We start from the raw sequence: 20,809 nt of genomic DNA, 5'->3' as shown, positions 1-20,809 counted from the left end.
GTGGGATAAAGAGCATGTCCGGTTCAGGCATGCCCGAAAAGGGGGATATATCAGGCGTTGAGCTGGAACAGCGACATCTTCGACATATCGGTAAAGGTTTTATAGGAAGCCTGCAGCGCAGTCTGCTGCATGGTGTAACTGGAGATTGCCGAGGTGTAATCCGTATCCACCAGATCGCTCATCTCACTGGTAAGGATCACATCGCGGTCGCCCGCCTGCCCGTCCAGCGTGCTCAGTTCAGAGAGCTGGGTACCAATTTCGGAACGCACGGTCAGTACATTATTCAACGCGTTACCCAGACCGCGGTTGGTTTTATCCATTGCATCCTGAAAGGTTTGCCTGGTCGCATCGTCCGCATCGGTCTGTGGCGTTTTCAGCGCAGCAATCGCACTGTCGAGCATGGTAAAAATATTGGTTTCGCTGGCGCCGCCGTCTGGCTCTTTGGTGGCGTTGCCGGTGATGGACATGAAGATGTCGTCTCCGGTATGGCCTACCGTCATGGTGCGACTGGCGTCTACTTTCTGCGTAATGGCATCCGTGCCGCCGACATAGCTGACAGCGCCGCTGCCATCGTCTGCAAAGGGTGCGCTGTCGGTTTTATACCCGGCAAAGATATAACGGCCATTACCGTCTTTGCTGTTCGCCAGGTTTAGCAGCTGAGAGCGCAATCCCTCCAGCTGGGTGGCGATAGAGCCACGGTCATCGTCACTTAACGTACCGGTAGAGCCGTAGACAATCAGCGTCTGGGCACTTTGAATAGTGCTGGTCACGCCGCTGAGCGTGTTTTCTTCCAGCGACAATCCCTGTGTGGCAAACGTGCGCGCCAGCGCATACTGACTGCTTTGCGCCTGGGTCTGGGCCAGCACCACCGCGCGTGACGCGGCGATAGGATCGTCTGACGGGTTATTCACGCGGCGGCCGCTGGAGAGTTGCTCGCCCACTTTCAGCCAGGAGGATTGCGAATCGGTGATACCGCGCACCTGCTGGTTAAAGATCATATTGGTACTGAGTCGCATGATTCTTGTCCTTAGCGAATGTTCAGCAGCGCGTCGAAGACGGAGCTGGCCGTTTTAAGCACCTGCGCGTTCGCCATGTAATACTGCTGATATTTGGTCAGGTTGGCATACTCTTCGTCGAGGTTGACGCCAGAGACGGACTGCTGGCGATCGGTCAGCTGCGTCACAACGTTTTTCTGCGTGGTGCTGGCGGTTTCCAGCGAGCTGGTTTTGTTGCCGACGGTGCTGACGATGCTGGCATAGGCCTGTGACAGCGTCGCGTTGCCGTTTACCAGATTAGCATCCTGCAAATCGAGCAGCTTTTGCGCGTTGCGGTTGTCGCTTTCGCCACCCGCTGCGCCTGCCGCAGCAATCTGCGACTCACTGGTAATGGCCACAGACATGTTGGCGATAACGTTCTGCACCGGCTTCACCAGAAAGCTGTCGTTAGTGGCTGGCTTGCCATTAACCGTGAGCTGCAGACCGTCAAAGCTCAGCGTGGTGTTACCTGCGGCATCGGTACCTGCCGTTGCGGTAATTTTCACGTTGTCGGCAGCGCGTGTTATGTTCCAGTTAGCGCCGTCATAGCTGAGGGTGTAGTTAGAGGCCTTTAGCGCGCTGGTGTCAGTCCAGGCCGCCGTCACGGTGGTGGACGAGCTGTTTTTGCTGTTGCCCTGCACCGTCGGGCTGCCGATAGTAAAGAAATCTGTGCCCAGGTCGCCATTACTGTCATAGCCCTGCTTGTGCACGGCGTTAAAGCTGGTGGTAAAGGCGGCCGCCAGCTGCCCGAGCTGGTTCTGTGCGGCATCGAGATCCTGCGAACGAAACGCCATCAGGCCCCCCAGCGAACCGGTCGCGATCGCTTTTTCAGCGATCTCAACATTACCCGCGCTGTTATCCACATAGCCAACCGTGGTACGTGACGGATCGCTGCTGGAGGGCATCGCCACCAGACTGGTCGCTTTGTTTCCGTTGACCAGCGTCAGGCTTCCCATGGACACAATGTAGTTACCGTCCTGCTTAGAGACGTTCACGCCCACGATATTATTCAGGTTATTCACCAGCTGATCGCGCTGATCCAGCAGATCGTTAGGCTGTGCGCCTCCTGCGGTGCTGAGTTTAGCGATCTGCTTGTTGAGGTCGGCAATCTGACTGGTATAGGTATTAATCTGGTCAACGTTCGAAGCGATGTCGGTGTTGACGCTGCTCTGCATATTGGTGAGATACTGCGCAGTGGTCTGAAACTGGTTTACCAGTCCCTGCGCATAACTCAGCATCGACTGGCGCGCTGAGGGATCGTCCGCGTTGCTCACCACGTTTTGCAGGTTGGTGAAAAAGCTCTGAATCGAGGTCGACAGGCTGGTGGTCGAGGTCGACAGCAGATCGTCAATGCTGGAAATCTGTGAATACTGGGTGTTGGCCGCGCTGTAGCTGGCACTGGAGCCGCGCAGCTGCGCGGTGATGAACTCATCATACTCGCGCTGTACGCCGCTGACGTTCACGCCGTTGCCGTAATAGCTGTTGCCCTGGAGCGTGCTGTTGGCCTGCGACAGCAGAATGGTCTGGCGTGAATAGCCCGCCACCGTATAGTTGGTGATGTTGTTGCTGGTGGTGCTCAGTGCCGCCTGGGCGGCGCTCAGTCCACTCATCGCAGAGTTGATTATGCTGGACATCTCGGTTCCTTTCTTTCCCGTTGGCCGGGCTGGCAGTCATCAGTGCGCGAAAACGCGTCTGGCATCTAAGGGTGTTATCGGCGTGCTTAAGTGAAACTTGAGGCTTTCTGCCTAGAAGAGATCGTTTACATCCTGACTGTACGCCTTCACCACTTTTTCACCCATGTTCTTGAATTGCTGGATCATTCCTACCAGCTTCTGCGCATATCTGGGGTCAGTTGCGTAGCCAGCTGCCTGAAGCGCATGCGCGCCCTGCTCGGCGCTCTGGGCGCGAGTGACGCTGGCGTATCTTGGGTTATTAGTGAGAAGTTTGACGTAATCAGTCAGCGCGTCGAAGTAGGAGTGATAGACACGGAAGCTGGCGCGTACCTTCTTCGCCACGCCCTGATCATACTCCGTGGTCATGATATCGGTGGTCTCCCCTTTCCAGTCGCCGCTCGCTTTAATGCCGAAGACGTTGTAGCTCGGCTTGCCGTCGCGGGTCAGGATCTGGCGTTGCCCCCAGCCCGACTCCAGCGCGGCCTGCGCCAGGATCAGGTGGTGAGGAATACCGCTTTCCGCGCTGGCGGCCTGTGCAGGTTGTGCCAGCTGGGCGATAAACTCGCTGCTGTCGGCCGGCAGGTTAGCAGGCGAAACCGGCAGGCGCGGCACCGCTTTACGCACTATTTGCTCCAGCTGGCCTGATGCCGCCGCGCTGTAAATAAAGCTGTCGTCGAGCGGCATCGGTACGGTGCCGGCGCGTTCGTCCGGCGCCTGTGCGGGCTGCATCTGCCTGACGATAATATCCGCCATTCCCAGCCCGCGCTTGCCTGTCTCCTGCGCAATCTGCTGATCGTACATCGAGGTAAACATTTTGGTCGATTCATTGCTGAAGATGCCATCCTGCGGCAGCGCCTCACGCATGCTTTTCATCATCATCTGCACAAACATCCCCTCGACCTGCTTCGCCACCTGCAGCGCTTTTCCTTTCGGATCGGCGTTAGCTTCGCGCTTCAGGTCGTTCAGCGAGCGGCTGTCGTAAGCCGCGTTCGTCAGCGATTGCGTATCCATCGTCAGATAATTTCCAGTCTGGCGCGCAGACAACCTGCGCTCTGCATCGACTGCAGAATCGACATCAGCTCGATCGGTGATGCCCCAAGTGCATTCAGTGCGCGCACTACATTGTTGAGATTCGCGCTGGCGTTGACGCGTTGCAGCGCGCCACCGCTCTGACGCAGGTCGATCTGCGTCTGCGGCGTAACGACAGTCTGGCCGCCGCCAAAAGGAGTATTCGGCTGGCTGACATTCTGCGACTGGTTAACCGTAACCGACAGGTTGCCCTGCGCCACGGCACAGGTGCTTAGCGTCACCTCACGATTCATTACCACTGAGCCCGTGCGCGAGTTGATAACCACTTTGGCATCTTCAACCGGGACAGAGACATCAATGTTCTGGATATCGGCCAGCAGACGCACCTGCGAGCTGTTGTTGGGTGACACCTGTACCTGCACGGTACGCGCGTCCAGCGCCGTAGCCGCGCCGTAGCCGCCGCGTCCGTTGATGGCGTCGGCAATGCGCTGTGCCATTGAGAAATCTTCCGTATTCAGCTGCAGGTTAAGGGTGTTCTGGCTGCCAAAGTTGCTCTGCAGCTCACGCTCAACGGTTGCGCCACCGGTGATACGGCCACCGTTAAGCTGGTTGACCTGCACGCTGCTGCCGCCCGCCGAGGCGCCCGCGCCGCCGACCAGAATATTGCCCTGCGCCAGCGCATACACCTGGTTATCTACGCCTTTCAGCGGAGTCATGACCAGCGTGCCGCCGCGCAGGCTTTTTGCGTTACCCAGCGAGGAAACCACCACATCAATGGTTTGCCCCTGGCGCGCAAAAGCGGGAAGCTGTGCCGTCACCATGACGGCCGCCACGTTTTTCAGCTGCATATTGGTGCCCTGTGGCACGGTGATACCAAGCTGAGAAAGCATGTTGTTGACGGTTTGCGTAGTGAACGGCGTCTGCGTGGTCTGGTCGCCGGTGCCGTCAAGGCCCACCACCAGGCCGTAGCCAATTAGCTGGTTATTACGTACGCCCTGCACGCTGGTGAGATCGCGGATGCGGTCCGCATGGGCCGTCAGGCTCAGGCCGAGCAGCAGGCTCAGACCGATCAGAATACTTTTCACACTTTTCATCATGACCTCATTACATCGGCGCGATGTTCAGGAAGAAACGCTGGAACCAGCCCATGGTCTGCGCTTCGTTGATATAGCCATTGCCGACGTACTCGATGCGCGCATCGGCCACCGCAGTAGACAACACCGAGTTGCTGGCGCTGATGGTGCGCGGGTTTACTACGCCGGAGAAGCGGATAAATTCCGTTCCCTGGTTGATCTCAATCTGTTTTTCACCCACCACGCGCAGGTTGCCGTTAGAGAGCACCTGATTCACAGTAACGGTGATGGTGCCGGTAAAGGTATTGTTGGCCGTGGCACCGCCTTTACCCGCGAAGTCATTTTTGCCGTTCGCGCCCAGGTTGGCTTTTGATCCGTCTGCCCCCACCAGGCCGTTCAGGCCGGTTGGAATGGCGTCAAGGCCGAAGCTGGCGCTGCCGTCGCGCGTGGCGTTAGCCGAGGAGCTTTTGCTGGCGCTGACGTTCTCCTGCAACACAATGGTGAGCGTGTCGCCGATATTACGTGGACGGCGATCCTCAAACAGCGGCTGATAGCCGTAGTTAAGCGGCGCGACGCCCTGAAAAATAGAGCCGTTGACCACCGGCGGCGCGGAAGGCAGCGGCTGCGCCGTTGTTGCCCCTTCCACCAGCGGCGTGCGCGGCACTAACGCACAACCGTTAAGGGTCAGCAGCAGGGTTGCCACTAACCAATGTCCAGGCTTTATATTCAGTTGCTTCGCCACGGAGTCACGACCTTATAGATGGGTTAACTTCAGGCCAGCCTGCGCTGGCCCTGATGACCGACATTAAATCTGCGTTAATTTTTGCAGCATCTGATCGGAGGTGCTGATCGCTTTGCTGTTAATCTCATAGGCGCGCTGCGTCTGGATCATGGTGACCAGCTCTTCCGCCACGTTAACGTTGGAGGTCTCAACATAGCCCTGATAAAGCAGCCCCGCCCCGTTCTGGCCCGGCGTGCTCTGCGTTGGTGCGCCGGAGGCCTGCGTTTCCTGGTAGAGGTTTTCCCCCATGCTGTCGAGGCCGGCGTCATTGATAAAGGTGCTGATAGTGAGCTGCCCCACCTGCGCCGGATTGGTCTGGCCCTGCTGCGTAACGCTCACCACGCCGTCGCGCGAAATGGTGATGCTGGTGGCATTAGCCGGAACAGTAATGCCCGGCTGTACCGGATAACCGGCGTTATTCACCAGCTGACCGTTCTGATCCACCTGAAATGAGCCGTCGCGGGTATAGGCAGAGGTGCCGTCCGGCAGCTGCACTTCAAAATAGCCCTGGCCATTGATCGCCACATCTTTGGAATTGCTGGTCTGCGACAGGTTGCCCTGGGTATGCAAACGCTCGGTGGTGACCGGACGTACACCGGTGCCGATTTGCAGGCCCGACGGCAGCGTGGTCTGTTCAGAAGACTGTGTGCCCGGCTGGCGCAGCGTCTGGTACATCAGGTCTTCAAACACCGCACGCGAACGCTTAAAGCCGTTGGTGCTGACGTTGGCCAGGTTGTTGGAGATGACGTCCATGTTGGTTTGCTGGGCGTCAAGACCGGTTTTGGCGATCCATAAAGAACGAATCATCTGTTTTCCTCTGCCTTAGCTGCTCATGTTCAGCAGCTGGTTGGCTTTTTGTTCGTTTTCATCGACGTTGGTGATGACTTTCATCTGCATCTCAAAACGTCGGGCGTTGGCAATCATATCGACCATGGTTTCTACCGGCTTGACGTTGCTGCCCTCCAGCACGCCCGGCATCACCTGTACCGTGGCGTCGGCTGCCAGCGCCGCGCCGCGCGTGGCCTGTGCCTGCTGGGTGGGACGGAACATGCCGTCATCACCGCGCTGCAGCTCTTTGCCGGTCGCTTTCACCAGTTTCAGCTTGCCGATCTGTACCGTGGCGTTTGGCGCATCACCCGCATTGCGCGAGGTGATGGTGCCATCAGCCGCGATGGTCAGCTCAGCACCCTGCGGCACCGCAATCGGTCCGCCATCGCCCATCACGGGATTGCCCTGCACGGTCAGAATGCCGGTCGAGCTGATCTGCATGTTGCCGTTGCGGGTGTAGGCCTCGCTGCCGTCAGCGGTACGCACTGCCAGCCAGCCATCCTGTCCCATCGCCACGTCCAGCGTACGGCCGGTGTTATCCATCGCGCCCTGGCTCATATCGGCACCGGGCGTAGAGGCGGCCACCAGCGTGCGCGTCGGCAGTGACCAGCCGCTAACCGGTACGGCGCGCAGCGCGTTGAGCTGCGCACGAAAACCAGGCGTGGAGGCGTTGGCAAGGTTGCTGGAGGTAACAGCCTGCTGATCCAGCGTCTGGCTGGCCGCGCCCATTGCGGTATATATCGCGTGATCCATAGAGCAATCCCGTTAGTGAATTAACGCAAGTTAACCAGGGTGTTAAGAATCTGGTCCTGAGTTTTGATGGTCTGCGCGTTCGCCTGATAGTTACGCTGCGCCACGATCATATTGACCAGCTCTTTGCTCATATCGACGTTTGACGCTTCCAGTGCGCCAGAGGTCAGCGAACCGTAGGTGCCGGTGTTTGCCAGACCAATTGCTGCCTGGCCCGAGGAGCTGGTGGCTGACCAGACGTTGTCACCCTGCGACTGCAACCCTTCCGGGTTAGAGAAGCTGGCCAGTACGATCTGTCCCAGCAGCTGGGTTTTCTGGTTAGAGTAGGTGCCGGTAATGGTGCCGTCGTCGTTAATGGCATAGCTGGTCAGGTCGCCCGGTGCATACCCGTCCTGAACAGGGTTACCAAAGGTCGTGGTGCCCGTGTTTTGCTGCAAACTGCCGAGCATGCTCAGGGAGATGGGCTGACCAGCTGCCGCGCCGTTAGAACCGTTGATGGTCAGGTTGACTGAGGTCGCCGTACCGCCGTTGATGCCTGTCAGGTTGCCGTTATCGCTGAACGACAGCGTAAAGTCGCCCGCGCTGGTGCCGGTGGTCGAGTCCATCGCGTGCACGGTCCAGCTGTTGTCGGCAGTCTTGACGTAGTACATGTCCAGGGTGTGATCGTTACCCTGTGAGTCAAACACCGTCATGGTGCTTTTGGCGTTATAGCTGTCAGCATTCGCGGTGCTGAACGTGGTGGTTGCCGGGATTGCAGTGCTGGTAGAGTTCAGGTTCGCCACCTGTGTCGCGGTGGTGGTCGCGCGCGCCGCCATCTGCGTTGCGGGAATGCTCAGCGCAACCGGGTTAGCACCGGTCTGCACGGTTGGCGGCGTGCCGGTTACCGGGTAGCCGGTGACGTTCAGGCCCTGGGTGTTCACCAGGTTGCGGTTCTCATCCAGCGTGAACTGGCCGTTGCGTGAGTAGTAGACCGCGCCGCTGGCGTCCGACATGCGGAAGAAGCCGTTGCCGCTCAGCGCAACGTCGAGGCCGCGGCTGGTGGTGGTGGTCGAACCGTCGTTAAAATTCTGAATAACCGCCGCGACTTTGGTTCCAAGGCCCACGTTGGAACCGGCAAACATATCGGCAAAGGCGATGGTGCTGGATTTAAAGCCTGCGGTTGCGGAGTTGGCGATGTTGTTACCAATGACGTCCAGGTTGCTGGAGGCAGCGCCCAGGCCGCTCACCGCTTGGGAAAATGACATGTTTATTTCTCCTGTTTAGGGATGAATCAGAGAATCTGACGTACTTCATCAAGGGTTGCGGAGCCCATGGTGCCGAGATCCAGTTTGGTGGTGTCATTGGCCGTCGATACGCCGTTGACGTAGGCGTAATTCAGCGGCTGGGCCACCAGTTGCGTAGTGCCATTGCTGGCGGCGATTGAAACCGTATATTTACCGTCGGGTGCTGTAGAGCTGTCTGCCAGGGTGCCGTCCCACGAAAAGGTATGCACGCCAGCAGAGAGCGCACCCAGATCGATCGTGCGTACCACATTGCCGCTGGCATCTTTGATGGTGGCGGTGGTCGCGGTAGAGGCGGTGCCCAGTTCCACGCCAAACGGCGTCGTGGTGCCGCTGCCAACCAGCACCTGCGTGCCGTCAACCATGACGCCGTGTCCAATCAGGGTTGAACTTTGCAGCGACTGGCTGGTGCTAATCTGGCCGGAGATCGATCCCAGCGTGGTATTGAGTTTTTCAATACCACTCAGGGTATTGATCTGTGCCAGCTGCGTAGTGAGCTGACTGTTGTCCATCGGATTGGTGGGATCCTGATTCTTTAACTGCGTCACCAGCATGGTCAGGAACTGATTTTGCAGATCCTGTGCGCTGTTGCTGGTGCCTGTGCTGGATGAGCTGAGAACCGAGGGATCCAGTTTCTCATTGACGCCTACCGCAATGCCCATGTCGTTTCTCCGTTATGAACCCATCGTCAGGGTTTTCATCATCATCGATTTCACGGTGTTGAGAACTTCAACGTTGGCCTGATAGCTGCGTGACGCTGACATGGTGTTAACGGTTTCCGCGACCACGTCCACGTTTGGCATCTTCACATAGCCTTTGTCGTCCGCCAGCGGATTGCCTGGGTCGTAGACCAGTCTGGCCGGAGAGGGATCGTCCAGCACCTGTGCCACTTTTACGCCGCCGGTTGCCGCACCCGGCGCGGCATCGGTCTGAAACACAACCTGCTTCGCTACGTAAGGCTGGCCGTCCGGGCCGGTCACGCTGTCGGCGTTTGCCAGGTTGCTGGCGCTGACGTTAAGACGCTGGGATTGCGCGGTCATTGCCGATCCGGCGATGTCAAAAATATTCAGCAAAGCCATGTTTATTGCCCTTGTAACACGCTCATCATGCCCTTGATCTGGCTGCTGATGAGGGTGAGATCGGTCTGGTATTTCAGACTGTTGTCCGCGAACTGAGTACGTTCACGATCCATATCAACGGTGTTGCCGTCGGCCGATGGCTGATCGGGAATGCGATAGAGCAGATTTGCTGACGCCGCCGAATTGACCTGCGCTTCAATATGGCGCGGCGAGGTTACTTTCAGCGCCATGCTGCTGCCTTCCGCGCGGCCGTTTTTCATTACCCTACCGAGCTCGCTGGCAAAGTCGATATCCCGTGCCTGATAGCCCGGGGTATCGGCGTTGGCAATGTTTGACGCCAGAATCTCCTGGCGTTGAGCACGCAGGTTGAGGGCTTCAGTGCCAAACTGCAGCGCAGCATCAAGTTTGTCGAGCATGCTTCCTCCGCGAATGAGAATTTCGAGCGGACAGCTTAATTGGGGAAAAGCAAGGGCTATCGTCTGAATAACGTCAAAAATCACAGCTATTTTTCGTCTTGGTTTTGGCGCGCGGCGGGTAGACTCATCGCCATTAGCAGCAAGGAGTCTTTATGATGCGTAACCTCACCGCCCTGTTTGTCAGCCTGCTGGCGCTGGCCACCCTGCCCGCCAGCGCGGCCGATCTCTCTGCTCAGCTGACGCAGTTTTTCCAGACTCGCGACGCGCAGCACGCGGCGGGAATGACGGTTGAAATCAAAACGCCGCAGGCGCAGTGGCCGACCTGCGACGCGCCGCACTTCTCCCTGCCCGGCAACAGCCGCCTCTGGGGTGCCATGAGCGTAGCGGCAACCTGTGGTGATACGCGGCGCTTTCTTCAGGTGCAGGTGCAGGTGACCGGCGAGTATCTGGTGGCGACGCGCCTGCTGGCACGCGGCTCGACCGTAAGCCCCGCCGACTTTCGCCTGCAGCAGGGCCGCCTCGATACACTGCCCTCGCGCGCGCTGTTTGACGCCGAATCGATCACAGACGCTGTGGTGCTGCGCGATATTCAGCCCGGCCAGCCGGTGACGCTGTCGATGATGCGCCAGCCGTGGCGGGTAAAAGCGGGTCAGAGCGTAATGGTTATTGCCAGCGGTGAAGGCTTTAACGCCAGCGGCGAAGGCAAAGCATTAAACAATGCGATCCTGGCGCAGTCGGTGCGCGTGCGGATGGGAAATGGTCAGGTAGTCAGTGGAAAAGTCGATGCTGATGGGAATATTCTGATATCGCTATAAGGCGCTAAAGAACACTGCTGTTCTGCCGATAGAGAAATCAACTAAGCGATTACGCTATTCTGATTCAGGTGGCAGTTTCCCCTGACCGTACAGGAGCCCGAATATGAGCATCGACAGAACACCATCCCTGAAGCCCGTGGCAACCGTGCAGACCCGCGACAGTAACGAGTCCGTACCGGGTAAAACGCGCCAGGCGTCGAGCACGACCGCAACCGCACCCGCTGCGGCTCAGGTCAGCCTGAGCAACGCACAGTCGCAGCTGACCCAGCCGGGCAGCCAGGACATCAACGTCCAGCGCGTAGAACAGCTGAAAACCGCCATTCGCAATGGCGAACTGAAAATGGATACCGGCAAGATCGCCGATGCGCTGATTGCCGACACTAAGGCGTATTTAGAGGGTAAATAGTCCCCATGAGTAACCTGTTGACCACATTAGATAAGATGCAGGAAGTTCTCTCCTCACTTTCAAATATTCTGGAAGAGGAGCAGCACCAGCTGGCCGCCGGCAGCATTAACAGTCATCTGTTACAGCGCATTACGGAAGATAAAGGCGCGCTGCTGACGACGCTGAGCTATCTCGATGAGATGCGCCGTAGCACCGAGCGGCAGCTGGGCACCCAGGCACCTTACAGTGGTCACAGCGATATGACGCGCCGCTGGCAGAGCATTGCTCAGATGACGCGCCGCTTAAACAACGCCAATACCCATAACGGGCTGCTGCTCAACCAGCAGCTTCGCTTTACCGAAGAGGCGCTGACCGTACTCAGGCCGCACCAGACCCAGGCGTTCTACGGACCGGACGGGCTGGGAAAAGGCCAGGCAACGCTCAGCCGTAAAGCATAAAAAAACCCGCCTTCTGGCGGGATTTTTTTGTCTGGCGCACGGGCATGAAGGATAGCGCGATCGCAAAGCGGCCAACGTGGCATTCATGTCAGTTCGTGCCTTTTCCGGCGCGGCACGCGGTGCCCTTCGCGCGCCTTTTGTTGCCTGTTTACGTTCATGCGCCCGGCAAAAACCCGCCCTCAGGCGGGTCAGCGATTTACGCGTGCGTCCGACGCGCGAAGTCGCGCAGGCGGAAGCCAAGCACGCCCAGCATCAGGAAATAGGCTCCTGCCCCCACAGCACAGACTGCCGCCAGCCGCAGCAAGCGCCACAGCATGGTGCCCTCTTCCCAGGTCGGCATCACAGAGAGAATGCCCACCAGCGCTGCTGCCATGACCGTTACCGCAACCAGCAGGCGCAGCAGAAAGCTTGCCCAGCCTGGCTGCGGCTGAAAAATCTTCTTCTTGCGCAGCTGCCAGTAAAGCAGCGAGGCGTTAAGGCAGGCCGCCAGTCCGATAGAGAGCGACAGCCCGGCATGCTTCAGCGGGCCAATGAAAGCCAGGTTCATCAGCTGCGTCATCACCAGCGTAATCATGGCAATCTTCACCGGCGTTTTGATGTCCTGGCGCGAATAGAAGCCAGGTGCCAGCACCTTTACGACAATCAGCCCCATCAACCCGACCGAATAGGCAATCAGCGCACGCTGCGTCATCAGCGCATCAAAGGCGGTGAATTTTCCGTACTGGAACAGCGCAATGGTGAGCGGGCCAGAGAGTATCCCCAGCGCCACCGCGCATGGCAGCGCCAGCAGGAAGCAGAGGCGCAGCCCCCAGTCCATCAGATGAGAATATTCATCGTGATTGCCGCTGGAGAAGCTTTTCGCCAGCGACGGCAGCAGAATCGTGCCGAGTGCCACGCCCAGCACGCCAGAGGGAAACTCCATCAGGCGATCGGCGTAGTACATCCAGGAAACGGAGCCCGACACCAGGAACGAAGCGAAAATGGTATTGATGATCAGGGAGATCTGGCTGACAGAGACGCCAAGGATCGCCGGCCCCATCTGGCGCATTACGCGCCAGACACCGGCATCCCTGAGGTTGATACGCGGCAGTACCAGCATACCAATCTTCTTCAGGTGTGGCAGCTGATAGAAAAGCTGCAGCACGCCACCGGCAACCACCGCCCAGGCGAGTGCCATCACCGGCGGATGGAAGTGCGGCGCGGCAAACAGCGCGAAGCTAATCATGCTGATGTTAAGCAGCGTAGGCGCAAAGGCAGGGACAGAAAAGCGATTCCAGGTGTTAAGGATGGCGCCTGCCAGCGAAGCCAGCGAGATCAGTAAAATATAGGGAAAAGTGACCCGCAGCAGCGCGCTGGTGAGCGCAAACTTATCGGCGGTATCGGCAAACCCAGGCGCGGTCACCAGGATCACCCAGGGCGCAGCGATCATGCCTGCGACCGTCACCAGCGCCAGCGCCAGCGTTAGCAGGCCAGAGACATAGGCGATAAACAGCCGCGTCGCCTCCTCGCCCTGCTTGCTTTTATATTCGGCGAGAATAGGCACAAAGGCCTGAGAAAACGCGCCTTCAGCAAAGATTCGGCGCAGCAGGTTAGGCAGCTTAAAAGCAACAAAAAAGGCGTCCGTGGCCATCCCGGCACCAAACACGCGCGCCACAATGGCGTCACGGGCAAAACCCAACACGCGGGAAAACAGGGTCATGGAACTGACCGCTGCCAGCGATTTCAACAGATTCATAATGGGGGCGCGTCCTGAAAAGAGTCGGCAAAATGCGTTACTTAGCGCGGGCAGCCGCTGCTGCCCGGCGATAGTCTACTGTCACTGCGGGAAATGACCAGCGCGGAGTGTTACAAGGCGTTATTTCTTCCGGGCCTCACGCCACAGTTTTTCGACCACGCGCTGCGCCAGCAGCGCCTGTTCACCGCTGGTTTCAGGCATCGTCTGATTTTGCACACACTGGATAAAATGGTGCGCCGCGCCGCTGAAGCCGCGCTGTGTCAGATGGCTCTGCCAGGCGGGCGGAGGATCGATACGCAGGCCATCGCCGCGCTCTTCCTGCCAGTCGCGCATCTCCAGCACATCAATACAGCGGCCCTCTCCCACCAGGCTGACGCGCTCACGCTGGCTGCCTGCGCGGCGATGCATGCTGGTGGCGATCTGTACCCCGGCCGCAGCAAAGTGGTGCTCAGCATAGAGCATTTCACCGCGCTCGCTGGTACGAACATAGCCATGCAGCGGCGCGGCATCTCCACCAGCCAGCCACAGCGCCGTGTCCACCACGTGCAGGTAATCATCCAGCAGAGTGAAGCGCAGATCCTGTGGCCCAACGCTGTCGCTGCGGTGTTTCTCTACCCGCAGGCTGGCGGCCTGGGGCATCTGCTGGCGAAGCTGCTGATAGCGCGGGGCAAAGCGACGATTGAAACCGACCATCAGCCGCCGTCCGCGCTTCTCTGCCAGCGTAACCAGCGCTTCGGCCTGGTCAAGATTTTCGGCAAGCGGTTTATCCACCAGCACATCTTTACCCGCCAGCAGCAGTGCCCTGACCACCTCATAGTGCGTTGCGGTGCTGCTGTGAACAAACACCGCATCACAGACATCGGCAAGCGTATTCAGAGACGAAAAGCAGGCCATCCGGTAGCTGTCGCAAACCGCCTGCGCCTTTTGCTGGTTCGGTGAAAAGCCGCCTGCCAGCGTCCAGCTCTCGGTCTGCGCCAGTACCGGCAGCCAGGCTTTTTGCGCAATGCCGCCTAATCCGACCACGCCAATTCGCAATGTCATCTCAGCCTCCCTTGTGCAGTAGCGTCTGCACCAGCGCCTGAAGCGCGCTGACGGACTGTTCCAGAGCCGCCACGCGCGCGCTGAGGCTAAGATCGCTCTCCTCCTCCCGCGGCGTTTCAGCCTCCGCCGTCGTCTGCTCATCGCCAAACAGGTGCAGGTAGCGGCTTTCCCGCTTGCCCGGCTCGCGCGGCAGACGCGTTACCATCTCGCGCTCAACAAGCCCTGCCAGGGTGCTTTCCACTTCTGCCACCTCACTAAACTCGTGCAGTCTGCCGCTACGGGTGCGTAGCTCGCCCGGCGTCTGTGCCCCGCGCAGGAAGAGTAGCGTCAGAATGGCGACCTCAGCGCTGTTCAGCTTCAGGTTGCCAAAGGCGGAATTGCAGAAGCGCTGTTCATATTTCGCTACCCGCTGACCAGAACCGCTGCTGGCGGTCACCAGATGCTTTTTCACCAGCTGATCCAGCACCTCCATCACCTCGCTCTCGCTAAGGTTCATCACTGGCTCGCGGTTTGACTTTTGATTGCAGGCGGTGACCACCGCGTTTAGCGACAGCGGATACTGCTCCGGCGTGGTGACCTGCTTCTCCAGCAGGCAGCCGATAATACGCAACGCCAGCGGCGAAAGCGCAGATTTCATCCCAATCTCCTTGTTAGCTACGCCGCTCCGGCGTCCACTCCTGACTGGTCAGGGCGGTTAAAACGTGATCCTGCCAGCGGCCATCGATCAGCAGATAGTCTTTCGCATAGCCCTCTTTTTCAAAGCCAAGACGCGCCAGCAGGGCGCCGCTGCGCTGATTATGTGGCATGTAGTTCGCCATGATGCGATGAATATTCTGCTGGCGCTGCATGTAACGGATGGCAGCCTGTAACGCTTCAAACATCAGCCCCTGGCCCTGCCACTTCTCACCCAGCGAATAGCCGAGATAGCAGGCATAAAACGAGCCGCGCAGCACATTGCTGAAGTTCGCCACGCCACGCACTTCGGTCTCTTCGGGATCCATCAGCACAAAATAGTAGGCGGAACCGCTTTTATGCATATCGGTGATCAGACCCAGCCGGGCCTGCCAGCCTGAGGGATAACAGTGGCTCTCATCGCGCACCGGCTCCCAGGGTTTGAGAAAAGTACGGTTTTCGGCGTAGTAATCCGCCAGCCGCCAGGCGTCGCGCTCGTGAACCAGACGAACCACCAGCCGGTCGGTAGTTAATCGCACCCTGGGCGCGGCAGAACGATAGCCAAACATCATGACTCCTGAAATCTGAGGCTGAAAAAAGAGGTGCCTACGGCATTGCTTTCACTATAACCGTCGGCCCTGCTTCGGTAAAACATTCGTTAGCATCCGGCGTAAAACGCGTTGATTTTGTTTCATAAAAGCCGCGGCTTCGGTGAGTCGGTTTGCTCTGACTGCTAATCTCTTCCATACTTTTGGCAGGTCCGCCATCAGCGTGATGCCCGTTACGCTGAACACCAAAAGGAGACTGGGATGAAACTCTACATTTACGATCACTGCCCCTTTTGCGTCAAAGCACGCATGATTTTTGGCCTGAAAAACCTGCCGGTTGAACTGATCGTGATGCTGAACGACGATGAAGAGACGCCAAAAAAACGGGTTGGTCAGAAGGTGGCCCCCATTCTGCAAAAAGATGACGGGAGTGCAATGCCGGAGAGCCTGGACATTGTGCACTTTATTGATAAAAGCGACGGTGAGCCACTCGTCACTGGCAAAACCAATCCGGCTATCAGCGACTGGCTACGTCATGTAAACGGCTATATTAATAAGCTGCTTTTGCCGCGCATTGCTGACGCCCCTTTTGCTGAATTCGCCACGCCAGAGGCGCGCACCTATTTTCGCGTTAAAAAAGAGGCTTCCCTCGGCGATTTTGCCGAGCTGAAACGTCATGCGCCGGGCCTGATCAAAAAGATCAGCGACGATCTGCGTCAGCTCGACAAGTTGATCGTCAAACCGAACGCGGTGAATGGCGAGCTTTCAGAGGATGATATTCATCTTTTCCCGCTGCTGCGCTCGTTAACGCTGGTGGCCGGCATCGACTGGCCCAGCCGTGTGGCAGACTATCGCGATAATATGGCAAAACAGACCCAGGTCAACCTGCTCTCCTCAATCGCTATCTGACACCCTCTGATGAGAAACGCCAGGCGTTTCTCATCGCCTTCCTGATGACACTGACGCCGGATTCAGGCACCCTGTGGCCTGCATGACCTGTTTTATCCGCATGAGGACACAATGAAAAAGGCATTTCTCGGGCTGACCGCCCTGATTTTATCCCTGGCTATCAGCGGCTGTAACCAGCTGACGCAATACTCCATCAGTGAGCAGGAGGTTAACCAGGCGCTGGCGAAACATAATAACTATGAAAAAGATATTGGCGTGGCTGGGCTGGTGAACGCGCATATCCTGCTGACCAATCTCAGCAGTCAGATCGGGCGCGAAGAGCCGGACAGGGTCACGCTCTCTGGCAATGCCAAAATCAACGTCAGTTCGCTGTTTGGCCCACAGCAGGCAGATATGCAGTTGAAGATGAAGGCGCAGCCGGTGTTTGATGCGCAGCAGGGCGCAATTTTCCTGCGCGACCTGGAGATTGTGGATGCCCAGGTGCAGCCAGAAAAAATGGCAACCATTATAAAAAGCCTGACCCCCTATCTCAATCAGTCGCTGAAAAGCTATTTCAATCAGAAACCGGCCTATGTGTTGAGCGTTGACCGCAGCAAGGGCGAAGCGCTGGCAAAGAAACTGGCTAAAGGGCTGGAAGTGAAACCTGGCGAGCTGATTATTCCGTTTACCGAGTAACCGACTCAGCATCCTGCTCTGCCTCTGGAAACCGTGCCCCGGCACGGTTTTATTTTCCTGAAAGAAAAGAAGTGCAAACGGTTGCCCGACACCTTATGCTTTGTACCCGGCCAAAACGCGCCTCTACGTTTACTGACTAGCCGGAGCTTCACTGATGACTGCACACCCTCAGCAACTTACCATCCGCCGCCCTGATGACTGGCATATTCATCTGCGCGATGATGCCATGCTTAATACGGTTCTGCCCTATACCAGCGCGGTTAACGGACGTGCCATCGTGATGCCCAATCTTGTGCCCCCCGTCACCAGCGTGGCCGCTGCGGTCGCCTATCGCGAACGCATTCTGGCTGCCCTGCCCGCCGGACACCGCTTTACCCCACTGATGACCTGTTACCTGACCGATTCGCTGGATCCCAGTGAGATTGAGCAGGGGTTCAACAGCGGCGTCTTTACCGCTGCCAAACTTTATCCGGCACACGCCACCACTAACTCCAGCCACGGCGTGACCAACATTGCCGCTATCAGCAGTGTGCTGGAGCGTATGCAGCAAATCGGCATGCCGCTGTTGATCCACGGCGAAGTGACCCACGCCGACATCGATATTTTCGACCGCGAAGCGCGCTTTATCGATACGGTAATGGAGCCGTTGCGCAAGCAGTATCCCGATCTGAAGGTGGTGTTTGAACATATCACCACACGAGAAGCGGCGCAGTACGTTGAAGCAGGTAACGACAAGCTGGGGGCCACCATTACGCCTCAGCACCTGATGTTTAACCGCAATCATATGCTGGTTGGTGGCGTGCGTCCGCACCTCTACTGCCTGCCGATCCTTAAGCGCAATGTCCATCAGGAAGCGTTACGCAGCGTGGTAGCCAGCGGCCATCCCCGTTTCTTCCTGGGTACCGATACCGCTCCTCATCTGCGTCATCTTAAAGAGGCGAGCTGCGGCTGCGCTGGCGTATTTAATGCGCCAACGTCGCTGCCTGCCTACGCGACCGTGTTCGACGAGCTGGGTGCTCTTCAGCATCTGGAAGCCTTCTGCTCGGAGAATGGCCCGCGCTTTTATGGCCTGCCGCTTAATGAAGGCACCGTTACGCTGGTACGCGAACCCTGGAAGGTGGAGGAGAGTATCTCTCTGGGCGAACATACGCTGGTTCCTTTCCTGGCGGGTGAGACCCTTAACTGGCGCGTCGCGAACTAAGCGACGCTTTCGCTTGCCTCCCGCGCCATTATACTGTAGATATATACAGTATCTTATCTGGAGGCTATTATGCGTGTTGAAATTACCGTTGCCAAAACCTCACCTCTTCCGTCCGGCGCAATGGATGCGCTGACGGCAGAGCTCTCACGTCGTATCGACGAAGAATTTCCCGACGGCCAGAACCATGTCAAGGTGCGCTATGCCACTGCTAACCAGCTAAGCGTGCTGGGCGGCGGTAAAGAGACGCGCGATCGCATCAGCGATATTCTGCAGGAAACCTGGGAGAGCGCTGACGACTGGTTTATTACCGATTAACCGCCACTGCGCAGTTTTTGCCGGGTTTCGCCGCCCGGCCTTTTTATCTCCTTTTCTCCCTCGCGTTAACATTTTCCTGCATCTAGACTCAGATCAATCAATCGCCTATTCTTGCGCTGGTTATGCTTAACAGGAGGTGCGACGAAATGATGACAGACAATCCGGAAGAGGCTATGACCTTTGGTGAACTGCTGGCGCTGATAGCTGAACAGCAGCGGCGACTGACGGTGCTGGAAAGCGCGTTTTCCAGCCTGACCTTCTGCCTTGACGATCGTGCCTCGCAGTTGCTGATGCATCACCTGACACTGGAAGCACAGAATCAGAACCATGATGAACATCTGCAACAGCATTTCGCCCGTCTGGCGCTCGCTTTGCAAAAGCACACCAGCGTACAGCCTGTGGAAAACCCGATCTGAGGTTATCTGCGTTCTGACGCGTCAATAAACGCCCTGATGCGTCAGGGATTTTATTTTTTACGAAGCCTGCCTCAGCGTCGAATATTTTGTATTTTTTTTGTTCTCCGCATTTTTTAATCGGACAGCCCCTGATTTCTGTTATAATTGTCTCGCTAGTGGATAAAAAAGCCGCATTGAACCTCATCAAGCACTTCGTTTAACGAGTAATAAGGAGGTTATAATGGACAGAAATAAAGACGTTATTCAGACTCACCCTCTGGTGGGCTGGGATATCAGTACCGTAGACAGCTACGACGCCATGATGATCCGCCTGCATTCGCTCTCCTCACAGGATCAAAAAGAAGAAGAAGCAGACGTCGGACCGACCTACTGGCTGACAACAGACGTGGCAAGGCAATTTATTTCTATTCTTGAAGCTGGCATTGCTAAGATCGAATCGGCTGATGAGATGGGCCACAGCCCGTCCAGACATTAGATTCAGCCAGGTTAACGGGCACCCCACGGGGTGCCTTTTTCATTTCTGATTCTGGTATGCTGCTGAACCTGTGACGGCATTCAGGAGAGTCAGTTCAATGATTTATGATCTAATTGTGGTGGGCAGCGGCTCGGTGGGCGCTGCGACGGGCTTCTACGCGACTCAGGCAGGACTGTCGGTGCTGATGATCGACGCTGGTCACCCGCCACATAACCAGGGTGCACATCACGGTGAAACGCGGCTGATCCGCCACGCCTATGGCGAAGGCGAGCGTTATGTGCCACTGGTCCTGCGCGCCCAGACCTTATGGGACGAACTTGAGCAGCTCTCGGGCGAACGCATCATGCACCGTAGCGGTATTATTAACCTTGCTCCCGTCAATTCGACATTCATTCGCAATGTGATCGACAGCGCGCAAGCCTGGAAGCTGGACATTGAAGTATTACAGGCGGATGAGGTACGACAGCGCTGGCCGCAGATCGGCGTGCCGGACGGCTATACAGGCGTGTTTGAGCCTCACTCTGGCTATCTGAAGTGCGAGCAGGCGGTGCGCAGCTGGATTTCACTGGCGGAACAGGCAGGCTGTGCGCAGCTGTTCAACTGTGGCGTCTCGCATATCGGCCGCGATGGGGATCTGCAACAGGTAGTAACGGCGGACGGAACTTTTCGCGCGCGTAAAATGGTGATCAGCGCTGGCACCTGGGTGGGCAAACTGATCCCCAACTTGCCGGTTAAGCCAGTGCGCAAGGTCTTCGCCTGGTATCAGGCTGACGGCCGCTACAGTGAAAACAACCGGTTTCCCGGCTTTACGGTGGAGATGGAGAACGGCAGCCAGTACTACGGCTTTCCGGCAGAGAACAATGCGCTGAAGCTGGGTCGACATGACGGTGGCCAGCCTATGAAAGAGCCGGAAGACCGTAAGCCATTTGGCAGCTTTGCCGAAGACGGTAGCGACGCTTTTGCATTTTTGCGTAAGTTTCTGCCAGGCGTAGGCGTGTGCCTGCATGGTGAAGCGTGCAGCTATGATGTGAGTCCGGATGAAGATTTTATTATTGATACTCTGCCAGATGAGCCAAACCGACTAATCGTTACCGGACTGAGCGGTCACGGCTTTAAGTTCGCCAGCGTGCTGGGCGAGCTGGCCACGGAGTTTGCGCTGGATAAACCCTTTTCGTTTAACCTTGCGCCCTTCTCGCTCTCCCGCTTCGCGGGCTGACGTGG

General features: G+C 57.4%; 25 protein-coding genes. 10 read left to right on the top strand and 15 right to left on the bottom strand.

The features are described from left to right. Nucleotides 1-50 precede the first annotated feature (50 nt). From flgL to flgB, 11 genes are all read right to left on the bottom strand, one after another. Nucleotides 51-1,016 carry a flagellar hook-associated protein FlgL gene (gene flgL / locus HP564_RS01465; protein WP_371239500.1) on the bottom strand — a complete coding sequence of 322 codons (966 nt, stop codon included), beginning with the start codon at nt 1,014-1,016 and terminating at the stop codon, nt 51-53. 11 nt (nt 1,017-1,027) lie between these two features. After that, on the bottom strand, nt 1,028-2,668 hold the full coding sequence (flgK, locus tag HP564_RS01460) for a flagellar hook-associated protein FlgK (protein WP_371239498.1): 1,641 nt from the start codon (nt 2,666-2,668) through the stop codon (nt 1,028-1,030). Nucleotides 2,669-2,779: 111 nt separating this feature from the next. Beyond that, complete coding sequence (flgJ, locus tag HP564_RS01455; protein WP_371239496.1) at nt 2,780-3,718, bottom strand: flagellar assembly peptidoglycan hydrolase FlgJ; 939 nt, start codon at nt 3,716-3,718, stop codon at nt 2,780-2,782. A gap of 2 nt (nt 3,719-3,720) precedes the next feature. Then, nucleotides 3,721-4,812, bottom strand: coding sequence for a flagellar basal body P-ring protein FlgI (locus HP564_RS01450; RefSeq protein ID WP_371240623.1), 1,092 nt, complete (start codon nt 4,810-4,812; stop codon nt 3,721-3,723). Between the two features lie 28 nt (nt 4,813-4,840). After that, the gene (locus HP564_RS01445) at nt 4,841-5,551 is read right to left on the bottom strand and encodes a flagellar basal body L-ring protein FlgH (protein WP_371239494.1); all 711 of its coding nucleotides are present in this window, start codon (nt 5,549-5,551) and stop codon (nt 4,841-4,843) included. Between the two features lie 63 nt (nt 5,552-5,614). Next, nucleotides 5,615-6,397 (bottom strand): flagellar basal-body rod protein FlgG, encoded by a 783-nt coding sequence (flgG, locus tag HP564_RS01440; RefSeq protein WP_371239492.1) that lies wholly within the window; start codon nt 6,395-6,397, stop codon nt 5,615-5,617. A gap of 15 nt (nt 6,398-6,412) precedes the next feature. Beyond that, on the bottom strand, nt 6,413-7,171 hold the full coding sequence (locus tag HP564_RS01435) for a flagellar basal body rod protein FlgF (RefSeq protein ID WP_371239490.1): 759 nt from the start codon (nt 7,169-7,171) through the stop codon (nt 6,413-6,415). Nucleotides 7,172-7,191: 20 nt separating this feature from the next. After that, a complete protein-coding gene (flgE, locus tag HP564_RS01430) occupies nt 7,192-8,412 on the bottom strand; it encodes a flagellar hook protein FlgE (RefSeq protein WP_371239488.1) in 1,221 nt (406 codons plus the stop codon). A 26-nt stretch (nt 8,413-8,438) separates the two neighbouring features. After that, a complete protein-coding gene (gene flgD, locus HP564_RS01425) occupies nt 8,439-9,110 on the bottom strand; it encodes a flagellar hook assembly protein FlgD (protein ID WP_371239486.1) in 672 nt (223 codons plus the stop codon). A 12-nt stretch (nt 9,111-9,122) separates the two neighbouring features. After that, nucleotides 9,123-9,527 carry a flagellar basal body rod protein FlgC gene (flgC, locus tag HP564_RS01420; protein ID WP_371239484.1) on the bottom strand — a complete coding sequence of 135 codons (405 nt, stop codon included), beginning with the start codon at nt 9,525-9,527 and terminating at the stop codon, nt 9,123-9,125. 2 nt (nt 9,528-9,529) lie between these two features. Beyond that, entirely contained in the window at nt 9,530-9,943 is a 414-nt protein-coding gene (flgB, locus tag HP564_RS01415) for a flagellar basal body rod protein FlgB (RefSeq protein ID WP_371239482.1), read from the bottom strand. A gap of 155 nt (nt 9,944-10,098) precedes the next feature. Here flgB and flgA point away from each other — a divergent pair, with 155 nt between their 5' ends. The 3 genes from flgA to HP564_RS01400 all read left to right on the top strand — a co-directional run bounded on the left by flgA (nt 10,099) and on the right by HP564_RS01400 (nt 11,601). Continuing rightward, the gene (flgA, locus tag HP564_RS01410; protein ID WP_371240621.1) at nt 10,099-10,758 is read left to right on the top strand and encodes a flagellar basal body P-ring formation chaperone FlgA; all 660 of its coding nucleotides are present in this window, start codon (nt 10,099-10,101) and stop codon (nt 10,756-10,758) included. A gap of 103 nt (nt 10,759-10,861) precedes the next feature. After that, nucleotides 10,862-11,164 (top strand): flagellar biosynthesis anti-sigma factor FlgM, encoded by a 303-nt coding sequence (gene flgM, locus HP564_RS01405; protein WP_371239480.1) that lies wholly within the window; start codon nt 10,862-10,864, stop codon nt 11,162-11,164. Between the two features lie 5 nt (nt 11,165-11,169). Next, nucleotides 11,170-11,601 carry a flagella synthesis protein FlgN gene (locus HP564_RS01400; protein ID WP_371239478.1) on the top strand — a complete coding sequence of 144 codons (432 nt, stop codon included), beginning with the start codon at nt 11,170-11,172 and terminating at the stop codon, nt 11,599-11,601. Between the two features lie 196 nt (nt 11,602-11,797). On the opposite strand, the gene murJ is transcribed toward HP564_RS01400, so the two are convergent. The 4 genes from murJ to rimJ form a co-directional block, all read right to left on the bottom strand. After that, complete coding sequence (gene murJ, locus HP564_RS01395; protein ID WP_371239476.1) at nt 11,798-13,336, bottom strand: murein biosynthesis integral membrane protein MurJ; 1,539 nt, start codon at nt 13,334-13,336, stop codon at nt 11,798-11,800. Between the two features lie 120 nt (nt 13,337-13,456). Continuing rightward, nucleotides 13,457-14,377: a Gfo/Idh/MocA family protein gene (locus HP564_RS01390; protein WP_371239474.1), complete on the bottom strand. Its 921-nt coding sequence runs from the start codon at nt 14,375-14,377 to the stop codon at nt 13,457-13,459. Nucleotide 14,378: 1 nt separating this feature from the next. After that, nucleotides 14,379-15,014 (bottom strand): YceH family protein, encoded by a 636-nt coding sequence (locus HP564_RS01385; protein ID WP_371239472.1) that lies wholly within the window; start codon nt 15,012-15,014, stop codon nt 14,379-14,381. A 13-nt stretch (nt 15,015-15,027) separates the two neighbouring features. Further along, the gene (gene rimJ / locus HP564_RS01380) at nt 15,028-15,618 is read right to left on the bottom strand and encodes a ribosomal protein S5-alanine N-acetyltransferase (RefSeq protein WP_371239470.1); all 591 of its coding nucleotides are present in this window, start codon (nt 15,616-15,618) and stop codon (nt 15,028-15,030) included. Nucleotides 15,619-15,858: 240 nt separating this feature from the next. On the opposite strand from rimJ, the gene grxB reads away from it, so the two are divergent. The 7 genes from grxB to solA all read left to right on the top strand — a co-directional run bounded on the left by grxB (nt 15,859) and on the right by solA (nt 20,804). After that, a complete protein-coding gene (gene grxB / locus HP564_RS01375) occupies nt 15,859-16,506 on the top strand; it encodes a glutaredoxin 2 (RefSeq protein ID WP_371239468.1) in 648 nt (215 codons plus the stop codon). Nucleotides 16,507-16,617: 111 nt separating this feature from the next. Then, nucleotides 16,618-17,181 (top strand): lipoprotein, encoded by a 564-nt coding sequence (locus HP564_RS01370; RefSeq protein WP_371239466.1) that lies wholly within the window; start codon nt 16,618-16,620, stop codon nt 17,179-17,181. Nucleotides 17,182-17,335: 154 nt separating this feature from the next. Next, nucleotides 17,336-18,382: a dihydroorotase gene (gene pyrC / locus HP564_RS01365; protein WP_371239464.1), complete on the top strand. Its 1,047-nt coding sequence runs from the start codon at nt 17,336-17,338 to the stop codon at nt 18,380-18,382. Between the two features lie 69 nt (nt 18,383-18,451). Further along, nucleotides 18,452-18,697, top strand: coding sequence for a DNA damage-inducible protein I (gene dinI, locus HP564_RS01360; RefSeq protein ID WP_371239462.1), 246 nt, complete (start codon nt 18,452-18,454; stop codon nt 18,695-18,697). 146 nt (nt 18,698-18,843) lie between these two features. Continuing rightward, a complete protein-coding gene (locus HP564_RS01355) occupies nt 18,844-19,113 on the top strand; it encodes a hypothetical protein (protein WP_371239460.1) in 270 nt (89 codons plus the stop codon). A gap of 220 nt (nt 19,114-19,333) precedes the next feature. After that, complete coding sequence (bssS, locus tag HP564_RS01350; RefSeq protein ID WP_371239458.1) at nt 19,334-19,588, top strand: biofilm formation regulator BssS; 255 nt, start codon at nt 19,334-19,336, stop codon at nt 19,586-19,588. Between the two features lie 97 nt (nt 19,589-19,685). After that, nucleotides 19,686-20,804, top strand: coding sequence for an N-methyl-L-tryptophan oxidase (solA, locus tag HP564_RS01345; RefSeq protein ID WP_371239456.1), 1,119 nt, complete (start codon nt 19,686-19,688; stop codon nt 20,802-20,804). Nucleotides 20,805-20,809: the final 5 nt, after the last annotated feature.

The sequence above is a fragment of the Pantoea sp. KPR_PJ genome (assembly GCF_041386365.1).
Taxonomy (GTDB): domain Bacteria; phylum Pseudomonadota; class Gammaproteobacteria; order Enterobacterales; family Enterobacteriaceae; genus Pantoea.
The sequence above is the reverse complement of the archived record's forward strand: the minus strand, read 5'-3'. Positions and strand labels throughout refer to the sequence as shown.